At 68.1% G+C, this 16127-nt stretch carries 16 protein-coding genes; 7 read left to right on the top strand and 9 right to left on the bottom strand.

Going from position 1 to position 16127, the window contains the following annotated elements; all coding sequences use genetic code 11:
* Nucleotides 1-99: 99 nt before the first annotated feature.
* Nucleotides 100-639: a hypothetical protein gene (locus ACMVY4_RS03840; protein ID WP_416898874.1), complete on the top strand. Its 540-nt coding sequence runs from the start codon at nt 100-102 to the stop codon at nt 637-639.
* 36 nt (nt 640-675) lie between these two features.
* On the opposite strand, the gene ACMVY4_RS03835 is transcribed toward ACMVY4_RS03840, so the two are convergent.
* From ACMVY4_RS03835 to ACMVY4_RS03815, 5 genes are read right to left on the bottom strand one after another with little or no spacing between them, the layout of a single operon-like run.
* The gene (locus ACMVY4_RS03835) at nt 676-1086 is read right to left on the bottom strand and encodes a F0F1 ATP synthase subunit epsilon (protein ID WP_416898873.1); all 411 of its coding nucleotides are present in this window, start codon (nt 1084-1086) and stop codon (nt 676-678) included.
* Nucleotides 1087-1115: 29 nt separating this feature from the next.
* On the bottom strand, nt 1116-2540 hold the full coding sequence (gene atpD, locus ACMVY4_RS03830) for a F0F1 ATP synthase subunit beta (RefSeq protein ID WP_416898872.1): 1425 nt from the start codon (nt 2538-2540) through the stop codon (nt 1116-1118).
* A 52-nt stretch (nt 2541-2592) separates the two neighbouring features.
* Nucleotides 2593-3480, bottom strand: a complete 888-nt coding sequence (locus ACMVY4_RS03825) for a F0F1 ATP synthase subunit gamma (protein ID WP_416898871.1) — start codon at nt 3478-3480, stop codon at nt 2593-2595.
* Between the two features lie 15 nt (nt 3481-3495).
* Entirely contained in the window at nt 3496-5028 is a 1533-nt protein-coding gene (atpA, locus tag ACMVY4_RS03820) for a F0F1 ATP synthase subunit alpha (protein ID WP_416898870.1), read from the bottom strand.
* Nucleotides 5028-5588: a F0F1 ATP synthase subunit delta gene (locus tag ACMVY4_RS03815; protein WP_416898869.1), complete on the bottom strand. Its 561-nt coding sequence runs from the start codon at nt 5586-5588 to the stop codon at nt 5028-5030. The genes atpA and ACMVY4_RS03815 overlap by 1 nt, the downstream gene beginning before the upstream one ends.
* A gap of 266 nt (nt 5589-5854) precedes the next feature.
* On the opposite strand from ACMVY4_RS03815, the gene ACMVY4_RS03810 reads away from it, so the two are divergent.
* Entirely contained in the window at nt 5855-6712 is an 858-nt protein-coding gene (locus ACMVY4_RS03810) for an MBL fold metallo-hydrolase (RefSeq protein ID WP_416898868.1), read from the top strand.
* A 147-nt stretch (nt 6713-6859) separates the two neighbouring features.
* Here ACMVY4_RS03810 and ACMVY4_RS03805 read toward each other — a convergent pair whose 3' ends face one another.
* The gene (locus ACMVY4_RS03805) at nt 6860-7810 is read right to left on the bottom strand and encodes a DMT family transporter (RefSeq protein WP_416898867.1); all 951 of its coding nucleotides are present in this window, start codon (nt 7808-7810) and stop codon (nt 6860-6862) included.
* A gap of 131 nt (nt 7811-7941) precedes the next feature.
* Here ACMVY4_RS03805 and ACMVY4_RS03800 point away from each other — a divergent pair, with 131 nt between their 5' ends.
* Nucleotides 7942-8946, top strand: coding sequence for an LLM class flavin-dependent oxidoreductase (locus tag ACMVY4_RS03800; protein ID WP_416898866.1), 1005 nt, complete (start codon nt 7942-7944; stop codon nt 8944-8946).
* A gap of 103 nt (nt 8947-9049) precedes the next feature.
* The gene (locus ACMVY4_RS03795; RefSeq protein WP_416898865.1) at nt 9050-9796 is read left to right on the top strand and encodes an SDR family oxidoreductase; all 747 of its coding nucleotides are present in this window, start codon (nt 9050-9052) and stop codon (nt 9794-9796) included.
* A 310-nt stretch (nt 9797-10106) separates the two neighbouring features.
* On the opposite strand, the gene ACMVY4_RS03790 is transcribed toward ACMVY4_RS03795, so the two are convergent.
* From ACMVY4_RS03790 to ACMVY4_RS03780, 3 genes are all read right to left on the bottom strand, one after another.
* Nucleotides 10107-11711 carry a peptide chain release factor 3 gene (locus ACMVY4_RS03790; RefSeq protein WP_416898864.1) on the bottom strand — a complete coding sequence of 535 codons (1605 nt, stop codon included), beginning with the start codon at nt 11709-11711 and terminating at the stop codon, nt 10107-10109.
* Nucleotides 11708-11857, bottom strand: a complete 150-nt coding sequence (locus ACMVY4_RS03785; protein ID WP_416898863.1) for a hypothetical protein — start codon at nt 11855-11857, stop codon at nt 11708-11710. The genes ACMVY4_RS03790 and ACMVY4_RS03785 overlap by 4 nt, the downstream gene beginning before the upstream one ends.
* A 98-nt stretch (nt 11858-11955) precedes the next feature.
* Entirely contained in the window at nt 11956-14172 is a 2217-nt protein-coding gene (locus ACMVY4_RS03780; protein ID WP_416898862.1) for a primosomal protein N', read from the bottom strand.
* A gap of 76 nt (nt 14173-14248) precedes the next feature.
* Between ACMVY4_RS03780 and fsa the strand changes: the two genes are divergently transcribed.
* The 3 genes from fsa to ACMVY4_RS03765 all read left to right on the top strand — a co-directional run bounded on the left by fsa (nt 14249) and on the right by ACMVY4_RS03765 (nt 16127).
* The gene (fsa, locus tag ACMVY4_RS03775; RefSeq protein WP_416898861.1) at nt 14249-14926 is read left to right on the top strand and encodes a fructose-6-phosphate aldolase; all 678 of its coding nucleotides are present in this window, start codon (nt 14249-14251) and stop codon (nt 14924-14926) included.
* A 3-nt stretch (nt 14927-14929) separates the two neighbouring features.
* Nucleotides 14930-15661: a DUF484 family protein gene (locus tag ACMVY4_RS03770; RefSeq protein ID WP_416898860.1), complete on the top strand. Its 732-nt coding sequence runs from the start codon at nt 14930-14932 to the stop codon at nt 15659-15661.
* A gap of 76 nt (nt 15662-15737) precedes the next feature.
* The gene (locus tag ACMVY4_RS03765) at nt 15738-16127 is read left to right on the top strand and encodes a Rid family hydrolase (RefSeq protein WP_416898859.1); all 390 of its coding nucleotides are present in this window, start codon (nt 15738-15740) and stop codon (nt 16125-16127) included.

Raw genomic sequence — 16127 nt, 5'->3', positions numbered from 1 at the left:
GTGAAGTTTTCTGACCTGGCGCGTCGCTTCCGGCAGGCTTGCCCGCGGCCGCGCCGCGGCTAAGATTGCGGTACAGCCGCCCGGGACCCGCTTCTCGCCATGAATGAACCGATCTTCTCGCCGAACAAGACCAGTGCGCGCCTGCTGGTGGACTTCGCGGCCGCGTCCTGGGCCGAACCCTCCGGCGAAAGCGGTCGGGAGACGGACCGGCGCCGCTATCTGCTGGTCTATGACCTCTACATCAAGGCGCGCAGCTATGCGGTCATCAACAAGTGCGCCTTCCTGCTCGCGATCCTGTTCAGCATCCTGGTGATCGTCTGGCCCAGCATCGCGATCGTCTCGTCGGATTTCGGTGGCGGGCTGAAGTTTCTCGAGAGCGCGGTCGTGCAGACGACGGTCACCGCGCTGGCGGCACTCTGCTTCGCCGTCTATGCCCACTACAAGAAGCGCCAGATGCTGGTCGAGAATCTGATGCGCCAGGCGGTTTACCTCGACGGGCCGGGCGATCTTGTCGCCCACATCGTCGCCGAAATGGAGCGCATCGATGCCGGCTTCAGCTTCGGCGACTGGGCGGGCAAGAAGGATGAGGAGAAGGACGGCCAGACCGAGCCGGTCCGCAAAAGGAAAGGCCCGGCGTGAACCGGGCCTTTCGGCAATTCAGCGATGGTGCGGCGGTCAGCCGTGGACGCCGAGCAGATCCTCCAGCTGGGAGAGCTTCTCTTCCAGCGCGGTCTTCTTCTCCTCGTCGTCGCCCGCATCCTCCAGATCTTCCTTCGCGTTCTGGATTTCCTGTTCCAGATGCGCGCGGTCGACCTGATCCATCGGCACGGCGGTCTCGGCCAGCACGGTGAACTTGTCGAGGGCGACCTCGGCGAAGCCGCCGGCCACGAAATAGCGGGCCGCGGGCTGGTCGGAGCCGTTCTCGAAAACCTCGACCGCGCCAGGGCGCAGGGTCGAGACCAGCGGCGCATGGCCGGGCAGGACGGCGAAATCGCCTTCGGTGCCAGGCGCCGTGACCATCGACGCCTCGCCCGAGACCAGCAGGGCTTCCGGCGAGACGAGTTCGAAGTGGATGTTGTCAGCCAAGGTGATGGCCTCCTGTTCGCGTCAGACGCTTACGCGGCTTCGGCAGCCAGCTTCTTCGCCTTCTCCAGCGCCTCGTCGATTGTGCCGACCATGTAGAAGGCGGCTTCCGGCAGGTCGTCGTGCTTGCCGGAGAGGATCTCCTTGAAGCCGCGGACGGTCTCTTCCAGCTCGACGAACACGCCCGGCGTGCCGGTGAAGACCTCGGCCACGTGGAACGGCTGCGACAGGAAGCGCTGCATCTTGCGGGCGCGGGCCACGACCAGCTTGTCCTCTTCCGACAGCTCGTCCATGCCCAGGATCGCGATGATGTCCTGCAGGGCCTTGTAGCGCTGGAGGACTTCCTGCACCTGGCGGGCGATCTCGTAGTGCTCCTCGCCGACGACGCGCGGGTCGAGAATGCGCGAGGTCGAATCGAGCGGGTCCACGGCCGGGTAGATGCCCAGCTCGGCGATCTGACGCGACAGCACGGTCGTGGCGTCAAGGTGCGAGAAGGACGTGGCCGGGGCCGGGTCGGTCAGGTCGTCGGCCGGCACGTAGATGGCCTGCACCGAGGTGATCGACCCCTTGTTGGTGGAGGTGATGCGCTCCTGCAGGGCGCCCATGTCGGTCGCCAGCGTTGGCTGATAGCCCACCGCCGAAGGAATACGGCCGAGCAGCGCTGACACTTCCGAGCCGGCCTGGGTGAAGCGGAAGATGTTGTCCACGAAGAACAGCACGTCCTGGCCTTCCTGGTCGCGGAAGTACTCGGCCAGGGTCAGGCCGGTCAGGGCGACGCGGGCGCGGGCGCCCGGCGGCTCGTTCATCTGGCCGTACACCAGCGCGGCCTTGGATTCGCCGCCTTCCAGGTCGATAACGCCGGACTCGATCATCTCGTGATAGAGGTCGTTGCCCTCACGGGTACGCTCGCCGACGCCGGCGAACACCGAGTAACCGCCATGGCCCTTCGCGACGTTGTTGATCAGCTCCATGATCAGCACGGTCTTGCCCACGCCGGCGCCGCCGAACAGGCCGATCTTGCCGCCCTTGGCGTACGGAGCCAGCAGGTCGACGACCTTGATGCCCGTGACGAGGACCTCGGCTTCCGTCGACTGATCGGCGAAGGAAGGCGCCTCGGCGTGGATCGGGGCGGTCGATGCGGCGTTGACGGGGCCGCGCTCGTCGATCGCCTCGCCGATCACGTTGATGATGCGGCCCAGGGTCTCCGGTCCGACCGGCACCGAGATCGGCGCGCCGGTGTCGGTGACCTCGGCCCCGCGGACCATGCCGTCGGTGGAGTCCATGGCAATGGTGCGGACGGTGTGCTCGCCCAGGTGCTGCGCCACTTCCAGAACCAGGGTCTTGCCCTCCAGCTCCGTGTGCAGCGCGTTCAGGATGGCCGGGAGATGCTCGTCGAACTGCACGTCGACGACCGCGCCCAGAACCTGCGTGACCTTGCCTACTACGTTGGTAGCCATATTCTGCTCCCGCCCTTCCTCTTGGGGGCCACCGCCCCCGTCCGTCACGACCTCAGAGCGCCTCGGCGCCCGAGATGATTTCAATCAGTTCGTTGGTGATCGCGGCCTGGCGCTGGCGGTTGTATTCCAGCGTGAGCCTGTCGATCATGTCGCCCGCGTTCCGCGTGGCGCTGTCCATCGCGCTCATCCGCGCGCCCTGCTCGGACGCCGCATTCTCCAGCATGCCGCGGAAGATCTGCACCGAGATGTTGCGCGGCAGCAGCTCGCGGAGAATGCCTTCCTCGTCCGGCTCGTAGTCGTAGGCGGCGCCTTCCAGATCCGGCTGGGCGGCCTCGTCGACTTCCGGCACCTGGGCCGGGATCAGACGCAGGGCCGTGGGCTCCTGGGTCAGCACGGACACGAACTTCGAATAGATCAGGTGGCAGACGTCGAACTCTTCATTGTCGAACATCTTCAGCACACGCTGGCCGATCGGCGCTGCATGCTCGAAGCCGACATTGCGCACGCCCTGGAAATCGATCAGGTCGATGATCAGGCTGCCATACTGGCGTCGCAGCATGTCGCGGCCCTTGCGGCCGACGCAGAGGATCTTCACGTCCTTGCCGGACGACTGAAGCTCCTCGATCAGGCGGCGGGCCCGCTTGGCGATGTTGGCGTTGAAGCCGCCGCAGAGACCGCGGTCGGCGGTCGCGACGACGACCAGATGCCGCTGGTCGGAACCGGTGCCCGCCAGCAGCTTCGGCGCGTCATCGCGGCCTTCCATGCCGGCGGCCAGCGTGCCGATGACCCGCTCCATCCGCTCGGCATAGGGGCGGGAGGCCTCGACGGCCTCCTGCGCGCGCCGCAGCTTCGCCGCGGCGACCATGTTCATCGCCTTGGTGATCTTCTGCGTCGACTTGACGGAAGTGATCCGTCCCCGCAGTGCTTTCAGATTGGCCATCGGTCAGCTGTCCGTTCAGGCCGCGAAGGTCTTCACGAAGTCGTCCAGGATGGACTTCAGCTTCTCCGAGGTGTCGTCGGAAAGCTCGCCCGAGGACTGGATGGTGTCCATCAGGGCGCCGTGCTTCGCCTTCATCTCGTCCAGGAACGCGGCCTCGAAGTCGGTCACCTTGTTGACCGGGATGCCGTCCAGGTAGCCGTTCACGCCGGCGAAGATGGAGACCGACTGCTCGGCCACCGTCATCGGCGAGAACTGGTCCTGCTTCAGCAGCTCGGTCAGGCGCGCGCCGCGGTTCAGCAGGCGCTGGGTCGAGGCGTCGAGGTCGGAACCGAACTGTGCGAAGGCCGCCATCTCGCGGTACTGCGCCAGTTCCAGCTTGATCGAGCCGGCGACCTTCTTCATCGCCTTCGTCTGCGCGGCGGAACCCACGCGGGACACCGACAGGCCGACGTTAATCGCGGGACGGATGCCCTGATAGAACAGGTCCGTCTCCAGGAAGATCTGGCCGTCGGTAATCGAGATCACGTTGGTCGGAATGAACGCGGACACGTCGCCGGCCTGGGTCTCGATGATCGGCAGCGCGGTCAGCGAACCGTTGCCGGCGTCGTCGCCCATCTTCGCGGCGCGCTCCAGCAGACGGCTGTGCAGGTAGAAGACGTCGCCCGGATAGGCTTCGCGGCCCGGCGGGCGGCGGAGCAGCAGGGACATCTGACGATAGGACACGGCCTGCTTGGACAGATCGTCATACACGATCACGGCGTGCATGCCGTTGTCGCGGAAGAACTCGCCCATGGTGCAGCCGGTGTAGGGCGCCAGGAACTGCAGCGGAGCCGGCTCGGAAGCGGTGGCGGCGACGACGATGGAGTACTCCAGCGCGCCGTTGTCTTCCAGCTGCTTCACCACCTGCGCGACGGTCGAGCGCTTCTGGCCGACCGCGACGTAGATGCAGTAGAGCTTCTTCGACTCGTCGTCGGTGTCGTTGACCGACTTCTGATTGATGAAGGTGTCGATCGCGACGGCGGTCTTGCCGGTCTGGCGGTCGCCGATGATCAGCTCACGCTGGCCGCGGCCGACGGGGACCAGGGCGTCGCAGGCCTTCAGGCCGGTCTGCATCGGCTCGTGCACCGACTTGCGCGGGATGATGCCCGGGGCCTTCACTTCCACGCGCTTGCGCTCGGCGCCCTCGATCGGGCCCTTGCCGTCGATGGGGTTGCCGAGGCCGTCGACAACGCGGCCCAGCAGGCCCTTGCCGACCGGAACGTCAACGATGGTGCCGAGGCGCTTGACGGTGTCGCCTTCCTTGATCTCGCGGTCGGAACCGAAGATCACGATACCGACATTGTCGGTTTCCAGGTTCAGGGCCATGCCCTTGATCCCGTTCGGGAATTCGACCATCTCGCCGGCCTGGACCTTGTCGAGACCGTAGACGCGGGCGATACCGTCGCCGACGGAGAGAACCTGACCGACCTCGGAGACATCGGCCTCAGTGCCGAAGTTCGCGATCTGGTTCTTCAGAATGTCCGAAATTTCTGCGGCACGGACGTCCATTATCCAACCCCCTTCATCGACAAGCGGAGACCTGCAAGTTTCGTGGACAGCGAGAAGTCGACCATGCGCGATCCGACACGGACAATCATGCCGCCGATCAGGCCTTCATCTACGCTGGTTTCAATGTTCACGTCGCGGCCCATCGCCTGCTTGAGCGCGTCGGCCAGCTTCTGCTGCTGTTCGTCGCTGAGGGGCTGGGCCGAGGTGACGGAGGCGGCGATCTCGCCGCGGTGCTGCGAGAGCAGCTGATTGTAGGCGCGGATCATGCCGCGCAGGGCGAAGAGGCGGCGGTTCTGGGCGACCACGCCGACGAAGTTCTTCACCGTCTGGCCGGTGCCGGCGGCGTCGAGCACCGCGGCCATGGCCTTCGCCTGGTCGTCGCGGCTGATGACCGGCGAGCGCACGACGCTCTGCAGGTCCGCGCTCTCGTCCAGCATCGCGGAGATCGCCGCCAGATCCGACTTCACGTCGTCGAGTGAGCCCTGCTCGTTCGCGAGTTCGAACAGAGCCGTCGCATAGCGTCCGGAAATTCCGGAAATCGTCGAATGATCGGCAGCCAAATTCCGTCCCCGAAGATGATCTCGCCAGTGCTGCGGTTTCCTCCGGCCGGTGCCGGCTGTCCCCTCTGGCCTGAAACGCTCAGACAGGTCGAACGGGAGGCGCGCCGTCGTCAGCGCTCCCCTCGACAACCGCGCGGCTTCTAGCACGCGCTCTTTCAGACGGGCAATCCCCCCTCTTGCGGCATCTTGTCCAACAGCATGATCCGGGCCGATTGCACGCCGGACGCGGGCTTCCTATGCTCCCCGCCAGTCTTGGGGAGGACATCATGCAAAGCTGGAAGATCGGCAAGGTCACCGTCACCAAAATCGTCGAGATGGAGGTGCCGGGCGGCACCCGTTTCATTCTGCCGGACGCGACCAAGGAAGCGTGCCTGCCGATGAAATGGATGATGCCCCACTTCATGACGCCGGAGGGCCGGCTGATCATGTCGATCCACGCCCTGGTGATCGAGACGCCAGACCGGAAGATCGTGGTCGACACCTGCATCGGCAACGACAAGAAGCGCCGGATCCCGGCCTGGACGGATCTGTCGCTGCCGTTTCTGGAGGACATGGCGAAGGCGGGCTATCCGGTCGATTCCATCGACACGGTGATGTGCACGCATCTGCATGTCGATCACGTCGGCTGGAACACGCGGCTGGAGGGCGGCAAGTGGGTGCCGACCTTCGAGAACGCCCGCTACCTGATGGCGTCGCCGGAGTTCGAATACTGGCGCGACCAGGACGATGACGAGGACGCGCAGGACATCTTCGCCGATTCGGTGAAGCCGGTGTTCGATGCCGGGCTGGTCGACTTCGTCACAACCACGCATCAGATCTGCCCCGAGGTTCGGCTGCTGCCGACCCACGGCCACACGCCGGGCCATTGCAGCGTGCTGATCGAATCGGAAGGCGAGCAGGCGATGATCACGGGCGATTTCGTCCACCATCCCTGCCAGATGGGCCGCATCGACTGGTGCAGCTCCGCCGACTACGACCAGAAGGCCGGCATGGAGACGCGGCGGCGGGTGTTCGAGCAGTTCGCCGACACGCCGACCCTGATCATCGGCACGCATTTCGCCGGCGCCACCGCCGGCCACCTGAAGCGCGACGGCGACGCCTACCGCCTCGACGCGCTGGACTGACCGCCGCACCGCCCCTGCTGCCGTCCGCGGGCCTGACCCGCGGACCTCAGGGTTCTGGAGTGCCGGACGCCGGCAGGGCAAACCCCTCGGCGTCATCCTGGCCCCCCGACTTGATCGGGGGGCCGGGGTGACGTGGTAGCCGCAGGATCAGGCGGCGGGCGGCGTCATCGCCGCCTTCCTTGCCGCCCGCGCCCGGCTCCACGAGACCAGCAGCGGGCCGGAGACGGCGCAGGCGAGGCCGACGAGAAACAGCGGCGTGATGGTCTCCCCCAGCAGCGCCGCGCCGGCCGCGGTGGCGGCGATGGGGCTCAACGGCACCCAGATGGCCGCGCGCGACGGGCCGAGCCGCCGCAGCCCGAAATTGAACAGCGCCATGCTCATCGCGCCGCCGGGCAGGATCAGCCAGGCCAGCCAGAGCCAGTCGTCGCCGGCATAGGCCGAGACCATCTCCACCGTCCCCTCGGGGATCGAGAAGGCGGTCAGGAACAGGAAGCCGCCGGTCATGGTCAGGATCGAGACCGCCAGCACCGAATGGTTCTGGTAGAGCCGGGCCGAGAGGGCGTTGTAGGTCGCCCCGCAGCAGACCGCGAACAGGAACAGCGCCTCGCCGCGCAGGCTGCCGCCGCCGGTGGCCGCGGGGCGGAACGCCGCCTCGCCCACCGCGAGCCCGACCCCGATGAAGGACAGGATCGAGGCGAAGGTCATCATCGCCGTGATGCGGTCGCGGCCGAAGGCGGCGGCGATCAGCATGGTCAGGATCGGGATCAGGGCGAAGATCACCGCGCCGCGGGCCGCCGGGATCTCCTGCAGGGCGGTGTTGATCGAAAGGTGGAAGACGCCGAACTGCAGCACGCCCAAGGCCAGCGCCGCGGCCACGCTCTTCGGCTGCATGCGCCAGTGGCGCGCGGCCAGCACGAAGGGCAGCAGGCAGAGCGCGCCGCCGACATAGCGCAACATGCCCAGCGTCGCCGGGCCGTCGGAATGATCCATGATCGCGCGGGCGGCGACGAAGGAGGTGCCGAGAAAGGTGACGGACAGGAACAGCGCCGCATGCGGCAGCAGGGCCTGCAGCGGCCCGGATGCGTTCTCCTCCCTCATGGGCGCGCAGTCTCGTGCGGCTTCGCCGATATGTCACCCCGGTCTGTGCGCAGGGCGCGCCGCCCATGGACCTTGGCCCGCAACCGCAGCAGAATGCACCGCGACGACAAGGGGGAAGGGAGGAGACCGCCATGCCGCCGAAGAGACGCATTGCCGTGACCGTGCCGGCCGGACCGAAGCTGGAGCAGACGGCGAACCGGCTCGCCTGGGCCGAGGAGAACGGCTACGACGACGCCTGGTTTTCCGATGGCACCGCGCCGGACACGATGACATCCATCGCGGCGCTGGCGCATCGGATCCACCGGCTCAGGGTCGGCGTCGCGGTGACGCCGGTTTTCACCCGCTCGCCCACCGTGCTGGCCGCGACCGCCAACGTGCTGGGACAGGTGCTGCCGGGCCGCTTCGTCATGGGGCTGGGTGCGTCCAGCCAGAACATGATGACCGGCTGGGCCGGCATCCCCTACGAGAAGCCGCTGACCCGCGTACGGGAGACCGCGACCATGGTCCGCTCCATGCTGGCCGGCGAGAAGTCGGACTTTGACGGTGAGGTGCTGTCCAGCCACGGCTACCGCCAGATGCCGCTGGACAACCCGCCGCCGGTCTATCTGGCCGCGCTGCGGCCCAAGATGATCGAGATGGCGGCCGAGGTCGGCGACGGCGTGATCTTCAATCTCTGGCCCAAGAAGGCGCTGCCGAAGATGATCGAGCACGTCCATGCGGGCGCCGCGCGGGCCGGCAAGGACGGCGCCGAGGTCGAGGTCGTGAACCGCTTCATGGTGCTGGTCACCGACGACAAGGCCGAGGCGCGGCAGCGCTTCCGCCAGAGCTTCGCGCCCTACTACGCGACGCCGGTCTACAACAAGTTCCTCGCCTGGGCGGGCTACGAGGAAGAGGCCGCGCAGATCGCCGAGGGCTGGGCCGAACGCGACCGCGCCAAGACCACCGGCGCGCTGGAGGACGGGCTGATCGACGATATCGGCATCATCGGCACCGCCGACGAATGCCGCGAGAAGCTGAAATGGGCGCTGGATACCGGCATCCACACGGCCATCATCGCGCCGCTGAGCCAGGACCCGGCCGAGGTGCAGCGCACCTTCGAGGCCTTCCGGCCCGAGGTGTTCGACGCGGCGGCCTGACCCGTCCTGTATCCCCCGGACCTGATCCGGGGGTCTCGGCGCGGTGCAGATCTCAGGTCCCCGGGTCAGGCCCGGGGACGGCAATGCAGGGAGGGGTAAGGGCATGACCCAACGCAGGATCGCGCTGGTCACCGGCGCGGGCTCGGGCGTGGGCCGGGCGGCGGCGGTGACGCTGTCGCAGAACGGCTACGACGTGGTGATTTCCGGCCGGCGGCTGGAACCGCTTCAGGAAACGCAGGGCATGCTGGGCGGCGACAGCCTGATCCGGCAATGCGATGTCGGCGATCCGGCGGCGGTGCGGGCCATGTTCGACGCGGCGGTGGCGAAGTTCGGCCGCATCGACGTCACATTCAACAATGCCGGCACCGGCGCGCCGCCGGTCGAGCTGGACGAGATCACCGACGAAAGCTGGCTGACCGTGGTCAACGCCAACCTCAACGGCGTCTTCTGGTGCACGCGGGAGGCCTTCCGGGTGATGAAGAAGCAGTCGCCGCAGGGCGGGCGGATCATCAACAACGGCTCGATTTCGGCGCACACGCCGCGGCCCTATTCCATCGCCTACACCTCGACCAAGCATGCGGTCACCGGCCTGACCAAGACCACGGCGCTGGACGGACGGCCCTATGACATCGCCTGCAGCCAGATCGACATCGGCAACGCCGCGACCCCGATGACCGCCCGCATGCCCCAGGGCGTGCCGCAGGCGGACCTGACTGTGAAGCAGGAGCCGGTGATGGACGTCCAGCACGTCGCCGACGCCATCCTCTACATGGCCAACCTGCCGCTGGACGCGAACGTCCTCAACATGACCGTCATGGCCACCAAGATGCCGTTCGTGGGCCGGGGATAGTTCGCCTCTGGCGCCCTCGGGCCTTACCCGGGGGCCTTGTGACCCGCCAGTTCCGCCCGCCCGGATGCCGGATCAGGTCCGGCATGACGATGTTTTCCGGCATTGACGCCTGGCTCTTACGTCACCCCGGCCTTGAGCCGGGGTCCGGTACGGCGTCGGACAGGATCGACTCATCCTGCTGCCGTCCGCGGGCCTGACCCGCGGACCTCAGGGTGCAACCGGGCTGGGCGGGGAAAGCCGGTCCCCAAGGCCCCCGGGTCAGGCCCGGGGGCGGCAGAGATGTTGACGAGGGCCGGTCGGGCCGTTTCTCCTACGCCGCCATGTCCCCCACGCCGGGGTCCTTGGTGGCGGTGAAGCGGATGTCGGGCCAGTCCTGCTGGCCGCGGTCGAGGTGCCAGGCGTTGCGGGCGAGGTAGACCGGGTCGCCCTCGTGGTCGTCGGCGATGGCGGTGTTGTTGGCGTCGCAGAACTTCTTCAGCGCGTCGTGGCTGTCGGCGGAGACCCAACGGGCGGTGTAGAGCTCCGCCGGTTCGAAGCGGACGGGCACGTTGTATTCGCTGCTGATCCGCTCCTGCAGCACGTCGAACTGCAGCGCGCCCAGCACGCCGACCACCCAGTCGGAGCCGAAGCGCGGCTTGAAGACGCGCGCCACGCCTTCCTCGGCCAGCTGCTGCAGGGCCGCGCCCAGATGCTTGGCGCGCATGGGATCGGTCGCCCGCACCCGCTGCAGCAGTTCGGGCGCGAAGCTCGGCACGCCGCGGAAGCGGATGTCCTCGCCCTCGGTCAGCGTGTCGCCGATGGCGAGCTGGCCGTGGTTCGGGATGCCGATGATGTCGCCGGCCCAGGCCTCCTCGGTGGTGGTGCGGTCGCCGGCGAGGAAGGTCACCGGGTTGTGCACGGCCAGCGACTTGCCGGTGCGGACATGCTTCAGCCGCATGCCGCGCTTGAAGTGGCCCGACGCCAGCCGCAGGAAGGCCACGCGGTCGCGGTGCTTGGGGTCCATGTTCGCCTGGATCTTGAAGACGAAGCCCGCGACCTTGTCCTCGATCGGCGCCACGGTGCGCAGATCGGCGGCCTGCGGCCGCGGCGGCGGGGCGAACTTGCCCAGCGCGTCCAGCAGGTCCTGCACGCCGAAGGCGTTCAGCGCGCTGCCAAAGAAGACCGGCGTCATGGTGCCGTCCCGATAGGCCTGCACGTCGAAATCGGGGCAGAGCTCCCGCGCCATCTCGGCGTTCTCCCGCAGCTCGGCGGCGGCGGCCTCCCCGATCAGGCCTTCCATCTTCGGATCCTCGAGGCCCTTCACCTCGGCGATGGTGCTGCCCTGCTTGTCCTTGGTCCGCTCCATCAGCACCAGCCGGTCGCCAAACAGGTCGTAGCAGCCCTGGAAGTCGCGGCCCATGCCGATCGGCCAGTTGGCCGGCGTCACGTCGAGGGCGAGATCGTTCTCGATCAGGTCCATCAGCGCGAAGGGGTCCTGCGCCTCCCGGTCCATCTTGTTGACGAAGGTGATGATGGGGACGTCGCGCAGGCGGCAGACCTCGAACAGCTTGCGGGTCTGGGGCTCGATGCCGCGCGCCGCGTCGATCACCATCACCGCCGAATCGACCGCCGTCAGCACGCGGTAGGTATCTTCCGAGAAGTCCTCGTGGCCCGGCGTGTCGAGCAGGTTGTAGGCGCAGCCATTGTAGTCGAAGGTCATCACCGAGGCGGAGACCGAGATCCCGCGCTCGCGCTCCATCTTCATCCAGTCCGACCGCGTCCGCCGCTGCTCGCCGCGCGCCCGCACGGCGCCCGCCGCCTGGATCGCGCCGCCGAACAGCAGCAGCTTCTCGGTCAGCGTGGTCTTGCCCGCATCAGGGTGGGAGATGATGGCGAAGGTGCGCCTTCTGCCGGCTTCGGTTTCAAGCTGGGTCATGGGGCGGGAGATAGCGGAAATTCGGCGCGGCGCAAGCGGGCCTTTCGTTCCGTGTTATCCTCCGGGTTGAACTGGATACCCTTGATCACGGGCATCCGCCGCACCGGATGCCGGATCGGGTCCGGCATGACGATGTTGCTTTGCATCGATCCGGCACTCTTCCGTCACCCCGGCCTTGAGCCGGGGTCCGGTCGGCGGCGCAACCAGCGGGGCTGCGCCAGATTGCCCGGGGACGGCAGAGCGATCAGAGAAAACTCTGCGGATCGATGTCGATGACCAGTCTTGCGGCGGCGGGCAGTTTCACCGCCTGCAGCCAGGCGGCGATGTAGCCCTGCAGCGTCCGGCCGGAGCGGCTGGAGACGAGGAACCGCATGCGGTGCCGGCCGCGGACCACGGCCAGCGGTGCGGGGGCGGGGCCGAGGACGCGGATGTCGGTGTCGCCCGGTCCGGGAATGGCGCGGGCCATCTCGCGGGCGAGGTCGCGGGCCTGCGCCTGCTCCGGCGCGGAGAGCACCAGCGCCGCCAGCCGGCCATAGGGCGGCATCCCCGCGGCTTCCCGGCCCTTCAGTTCGGCCTCGACGAAGGCGTTTGTGTCCCCGGCGGCGAGCGCTTCGAGCACCGGCGATTCGGGCTGGTGTGTCTGAAGCAGCACGCGGCCCGGCCGGTCGGCGCGGCCCGCGCGGCCCGCCACCTGGTGCAGCAGCTGGTGCGTCCGTTCGGCGGCGCGGAGATCGCCGCCCTCCAGCCCCAGATCGGCATCCACCACGCCCACCAGGGTGAGTTTGGGGAAGTTGTGGCCCTTGGCGACGATCTGGGTGCCGATCAACAGGTCGATCTCGCCCCGGTTCATCGACGCGATCAGCGCCTCGGCCTGTTCCGGCCCGGCGATCAGGTCGCTGGTCATCAGCGCCAGCCGCGCCTCGGGGAACAGCGCCTGCGCCTCCTCGGCCAGCCGCTCCACGCCGGGGCCGCAGGGTTTCATCCGGTCCTCCGCCCCGCAGGAGGGGCATTCGCGCGGCTTCGGCGTCGAGTAGCCGCAATGGTGGCATTGCAGCCGCCCGAGATAGCGGTGCTCCACCAGCCAGGCGGTGCAGTGCGGGCACTGGATGCGGAAGCCGCAGGCGTCGCAGAGCGTCAGCGGCGCATAGCCCCGGCGGTTCAGGAACAGCAGCGCCTGCTCGCCGGCCTCCAGCGTCTCGTTCACCGCCGTCTCCAGAAGCGGGGAGATCCAGCGCCCCGGGGGCGGGCGGTCGGTGCGCATGTCGACCAGGCTGACATCGGGCAGGCCGGCCGAGCCGAAGCGGCTTCTCAGCTCGAGATGCCGGTAGCGGCCTTCCCGGACGTTGCGCAGGCTCTCCAGCGAGGGCGTGGCCGAGACCAGCACGACGGGGAAACGGCTCACCGCGCCGCGCAGCACCGCCATGTCGCGGGCGTGGTAGTGCAGCCCGTCCTCCTGCTTGAAGGAGGTGTCGTGCTCCTCGTCGACCACGATCAGGCCGAGATCGGGGAACGGAAGGTAGAGCGCCGAGCGCGCGCCGGTGACGATCCGCGCCTCGCCGGAGACGATGCGGCGGTAGCTGAGCCGCCGGTCCTTCTGGCTCAGCCCCGAATGCCATTGCACCGGCGCGGCTCCGAAGCGGGCGGTGAAACGCTCCACGATCTGCTGGGTCAGCGCGATCTCCGGCAACAGCACCAGCACCTGCTTCCCCTGCCGCAGCGCCTCGGCCACGGCCTCGCAATAGACCTCGGTCTTGCCCGCGCCGGTGACGCCTTCCAGCAGCGTCGTCGAGAAGCCCTGACCGACGGCGCCCGACAACACGCCGGCGGCGTGCTTCTGCTCGGCGTTCAGCTTCGGCCTTGCGTGATCCGGGTCCGGCTGGCGCAGCGCCGGGTCGGCGGCGCGTTCCTCCGCCGCCAGCACGCCCTGTTCGGCGAGGCCCTTCACCACGGAGGCGCCGACGCCGGCGATCTCGGCCAGATCGGCGGCGGTGCGCGGGAAGCCTTCGGCGGCGACCTCCATCACCGCCTTCCGGGCCGGGGTCATGCGCTGCGGCTCCGCGCCGGTCGGGCTGTAGACGGTGACCGGCCTCGGCGGCCGCGCCGCGCCGAAGCGCCGGATGACCATGGAGAGAATGTCGCCGAGCGGCCTGAGGTAATACCGTGCGGTCCGGGTCAGGAACTGACGGAAGTCGGCGTCCAGCGCCGGCAGGTCGTGCCCGATCTCCAGGATCGGCTTCAGCTTTTCCTCGGCCACAGGTTCGCCGGCGGGTTCGGTCTCGTCCCAGACCACGCCCATGGTCTCGCGCGGGCCCAGCGGCACGCGGACGGGCGTTCCCGGCGGCGGCAGGCGGTCCGCCGGCGCCAGATAGTCGTAGGGTTCCGCGAAGGGAAGCGGCAGCAGGACCTTGACGCGGACCGGTGCGGTCGCGAGAAGATCGGGTTGTGAGGCAGGCGCGGGCATTGTCCGGTCCAGTCTATGCCCGAAGCGCCCGGCGGCAAGCCGCGTCAGGACCAGAACCAAAAGGGACCCCAGGTCTATGAAATTCTTCGTCGACAGCGCCGACACAGCGGCGATCCGAGAGCTGAACGAGACCGGCCTGGTCGATGGCGTGACGACGAATCCGTCGCTGATCGCCAAGTCCGGCGGCAATATCCTGAAGGTGGTCGCCGAGATCGCCGAGATGGTCGAGGGCCCGGTTTCCGCCGAGGTCACCGCCACCGATCACGCGACCATGCTGGCCGAGGGCCGCAAGCTGGCCAAGATCGCGCCCAACATCGCGGTGAAGGTGCCGCTGACCATGGACGGACTGAAGACCTGCAAGGTGCTGACCGACGCCGGCACCATGGTCAATGTCACGCTCTGCTTCTCGGCCAACCAGGCGCTGCTGGCGGCCAAGGCCGGCGCGACCTTCATCTCGCCCTTCGTCGGGCGGCTGGACGATATCGGCCAGGACGGCATGGAGCTGATCGCGGATATCGTCTCGATCTACGACAATTACGACTTCGGCACCGAGGTGCTGGTCGCCTCGATCCGCCACCCGATGCACCTGCTGGACGCGGCCAAGCTGGGCGCGGACGTCGCCACCCTGCCGCCGAACGTGCTGACGTCGCTGGCCAACCATCCGCTGACCGACAAGGGTCTGAAGGCCTTCCTGGACGACTGGGCCAAGACCGGGCAGTCGATTCTGGACGACACCGACATGGCCGAGGCCTGAGGCGTGGCCGGACGCGACAGCGCGGCCACCGGGGGCGGCGATTCGCTGACCGAGGCGGAGATCGTCGCCTTCCTGCTGCAGCATCCGGACTTCCTCAACCGGCATCCCGAGCTGCTGCGCCGCCTGACGCCGCCGTCGCGCTTCGAGGCCGAATCGGAGGGCGCCGAGGTCGTCGACATGCAGGGCTTCATGGTGACCCGCCTGCAGGCCGATCTGGACCGCATCCGCGACAGCCAGGACGAGCTGATCCAGTCGGCTCGCTCCAATCTCTCCAGCCAGAAGCAGATCCACGAGGCCGCGCTGGCCGTGCTGGACGCCCGCGATCTGGAGGAGCTGATCCACATCGTCACCCGCGACCTGCCGCTGGCGCTGGACGTCGACGCCATCTCCATCTGCGTCGAGCGCGAGACCGAGCATCCGGGCGAATCGCGCGTCGGCGGCATGTTCGTGCTGCTGCCCGGCGACATCGACGCCGCGCTGGGCGGCGAGCGCCGCGTGCTGCTGAGGGAGCGTGCCGAGGGCACGGACGCCTTCTTCGGCCCCGCCGCGGCGCTGGTGCGTTCGGACGCGCTGGTGCGGCTGGAGCTGACCGGCACCGCGCCCGCCGCGATGCTGGCGCTGGGCAGCCGCGAGATCGGGCGTTTCCACCCCGGCCAGGGCACCGAACTGCTGTCCTTCATGTCCGAAGTGGTGGCCCGCTGCCTGCGCCGCTGGCTGGACCTGCCGCCGGCCTGACTTTCTCGATCCCGCCTGCCGCCCTATTCTTTCTCCAGCAGCGAAACCGATTCGAAGGTGTTGGAGGGAGGCTGACATGCCGCGAGAGATGATCGTCCCCAAGGGGCAGGGCTTCGCGCCCAAGCACTTCCGCATGGCCCCGGCGGCGAAGGCCAACGGCCTGATCTGGATGTCGGGCGTCGTCGCCGACCAGCGCGAGCCCGGCGAGGAAGCCATGGACGCCGCCATCGACAAGGCCTTCGCCACCATCGGCAACACCCTTGCCGAATCGGGCAGCGGCTGGGAGCACGTGGTCGAGATCGTCTCCTACCACACCGATCTGGCTGGCAGCATCCAGACCTTCATGGCGGTGAAGGACCGATATCTGACCGGGCCGGATTTCCCCGCCTGGACGGCGATCGGCACGACGGCGCTGGCCATCCCGACCGGCATCGTCGAGATCAAGATCACCGCCACCGAGGCCTGA

The organism is Minwuia sp., from assembly GCF_048007105.1.
Classification (GTDB): domain Bacteria; phylum Pseudomonadota; class Alphaproteobacteria; order Minwuiales; family Minwuiaceae; genus Minwuia.
This window is presented reverse-complemented; position numbering and strand designations above follow the sequence as displayed.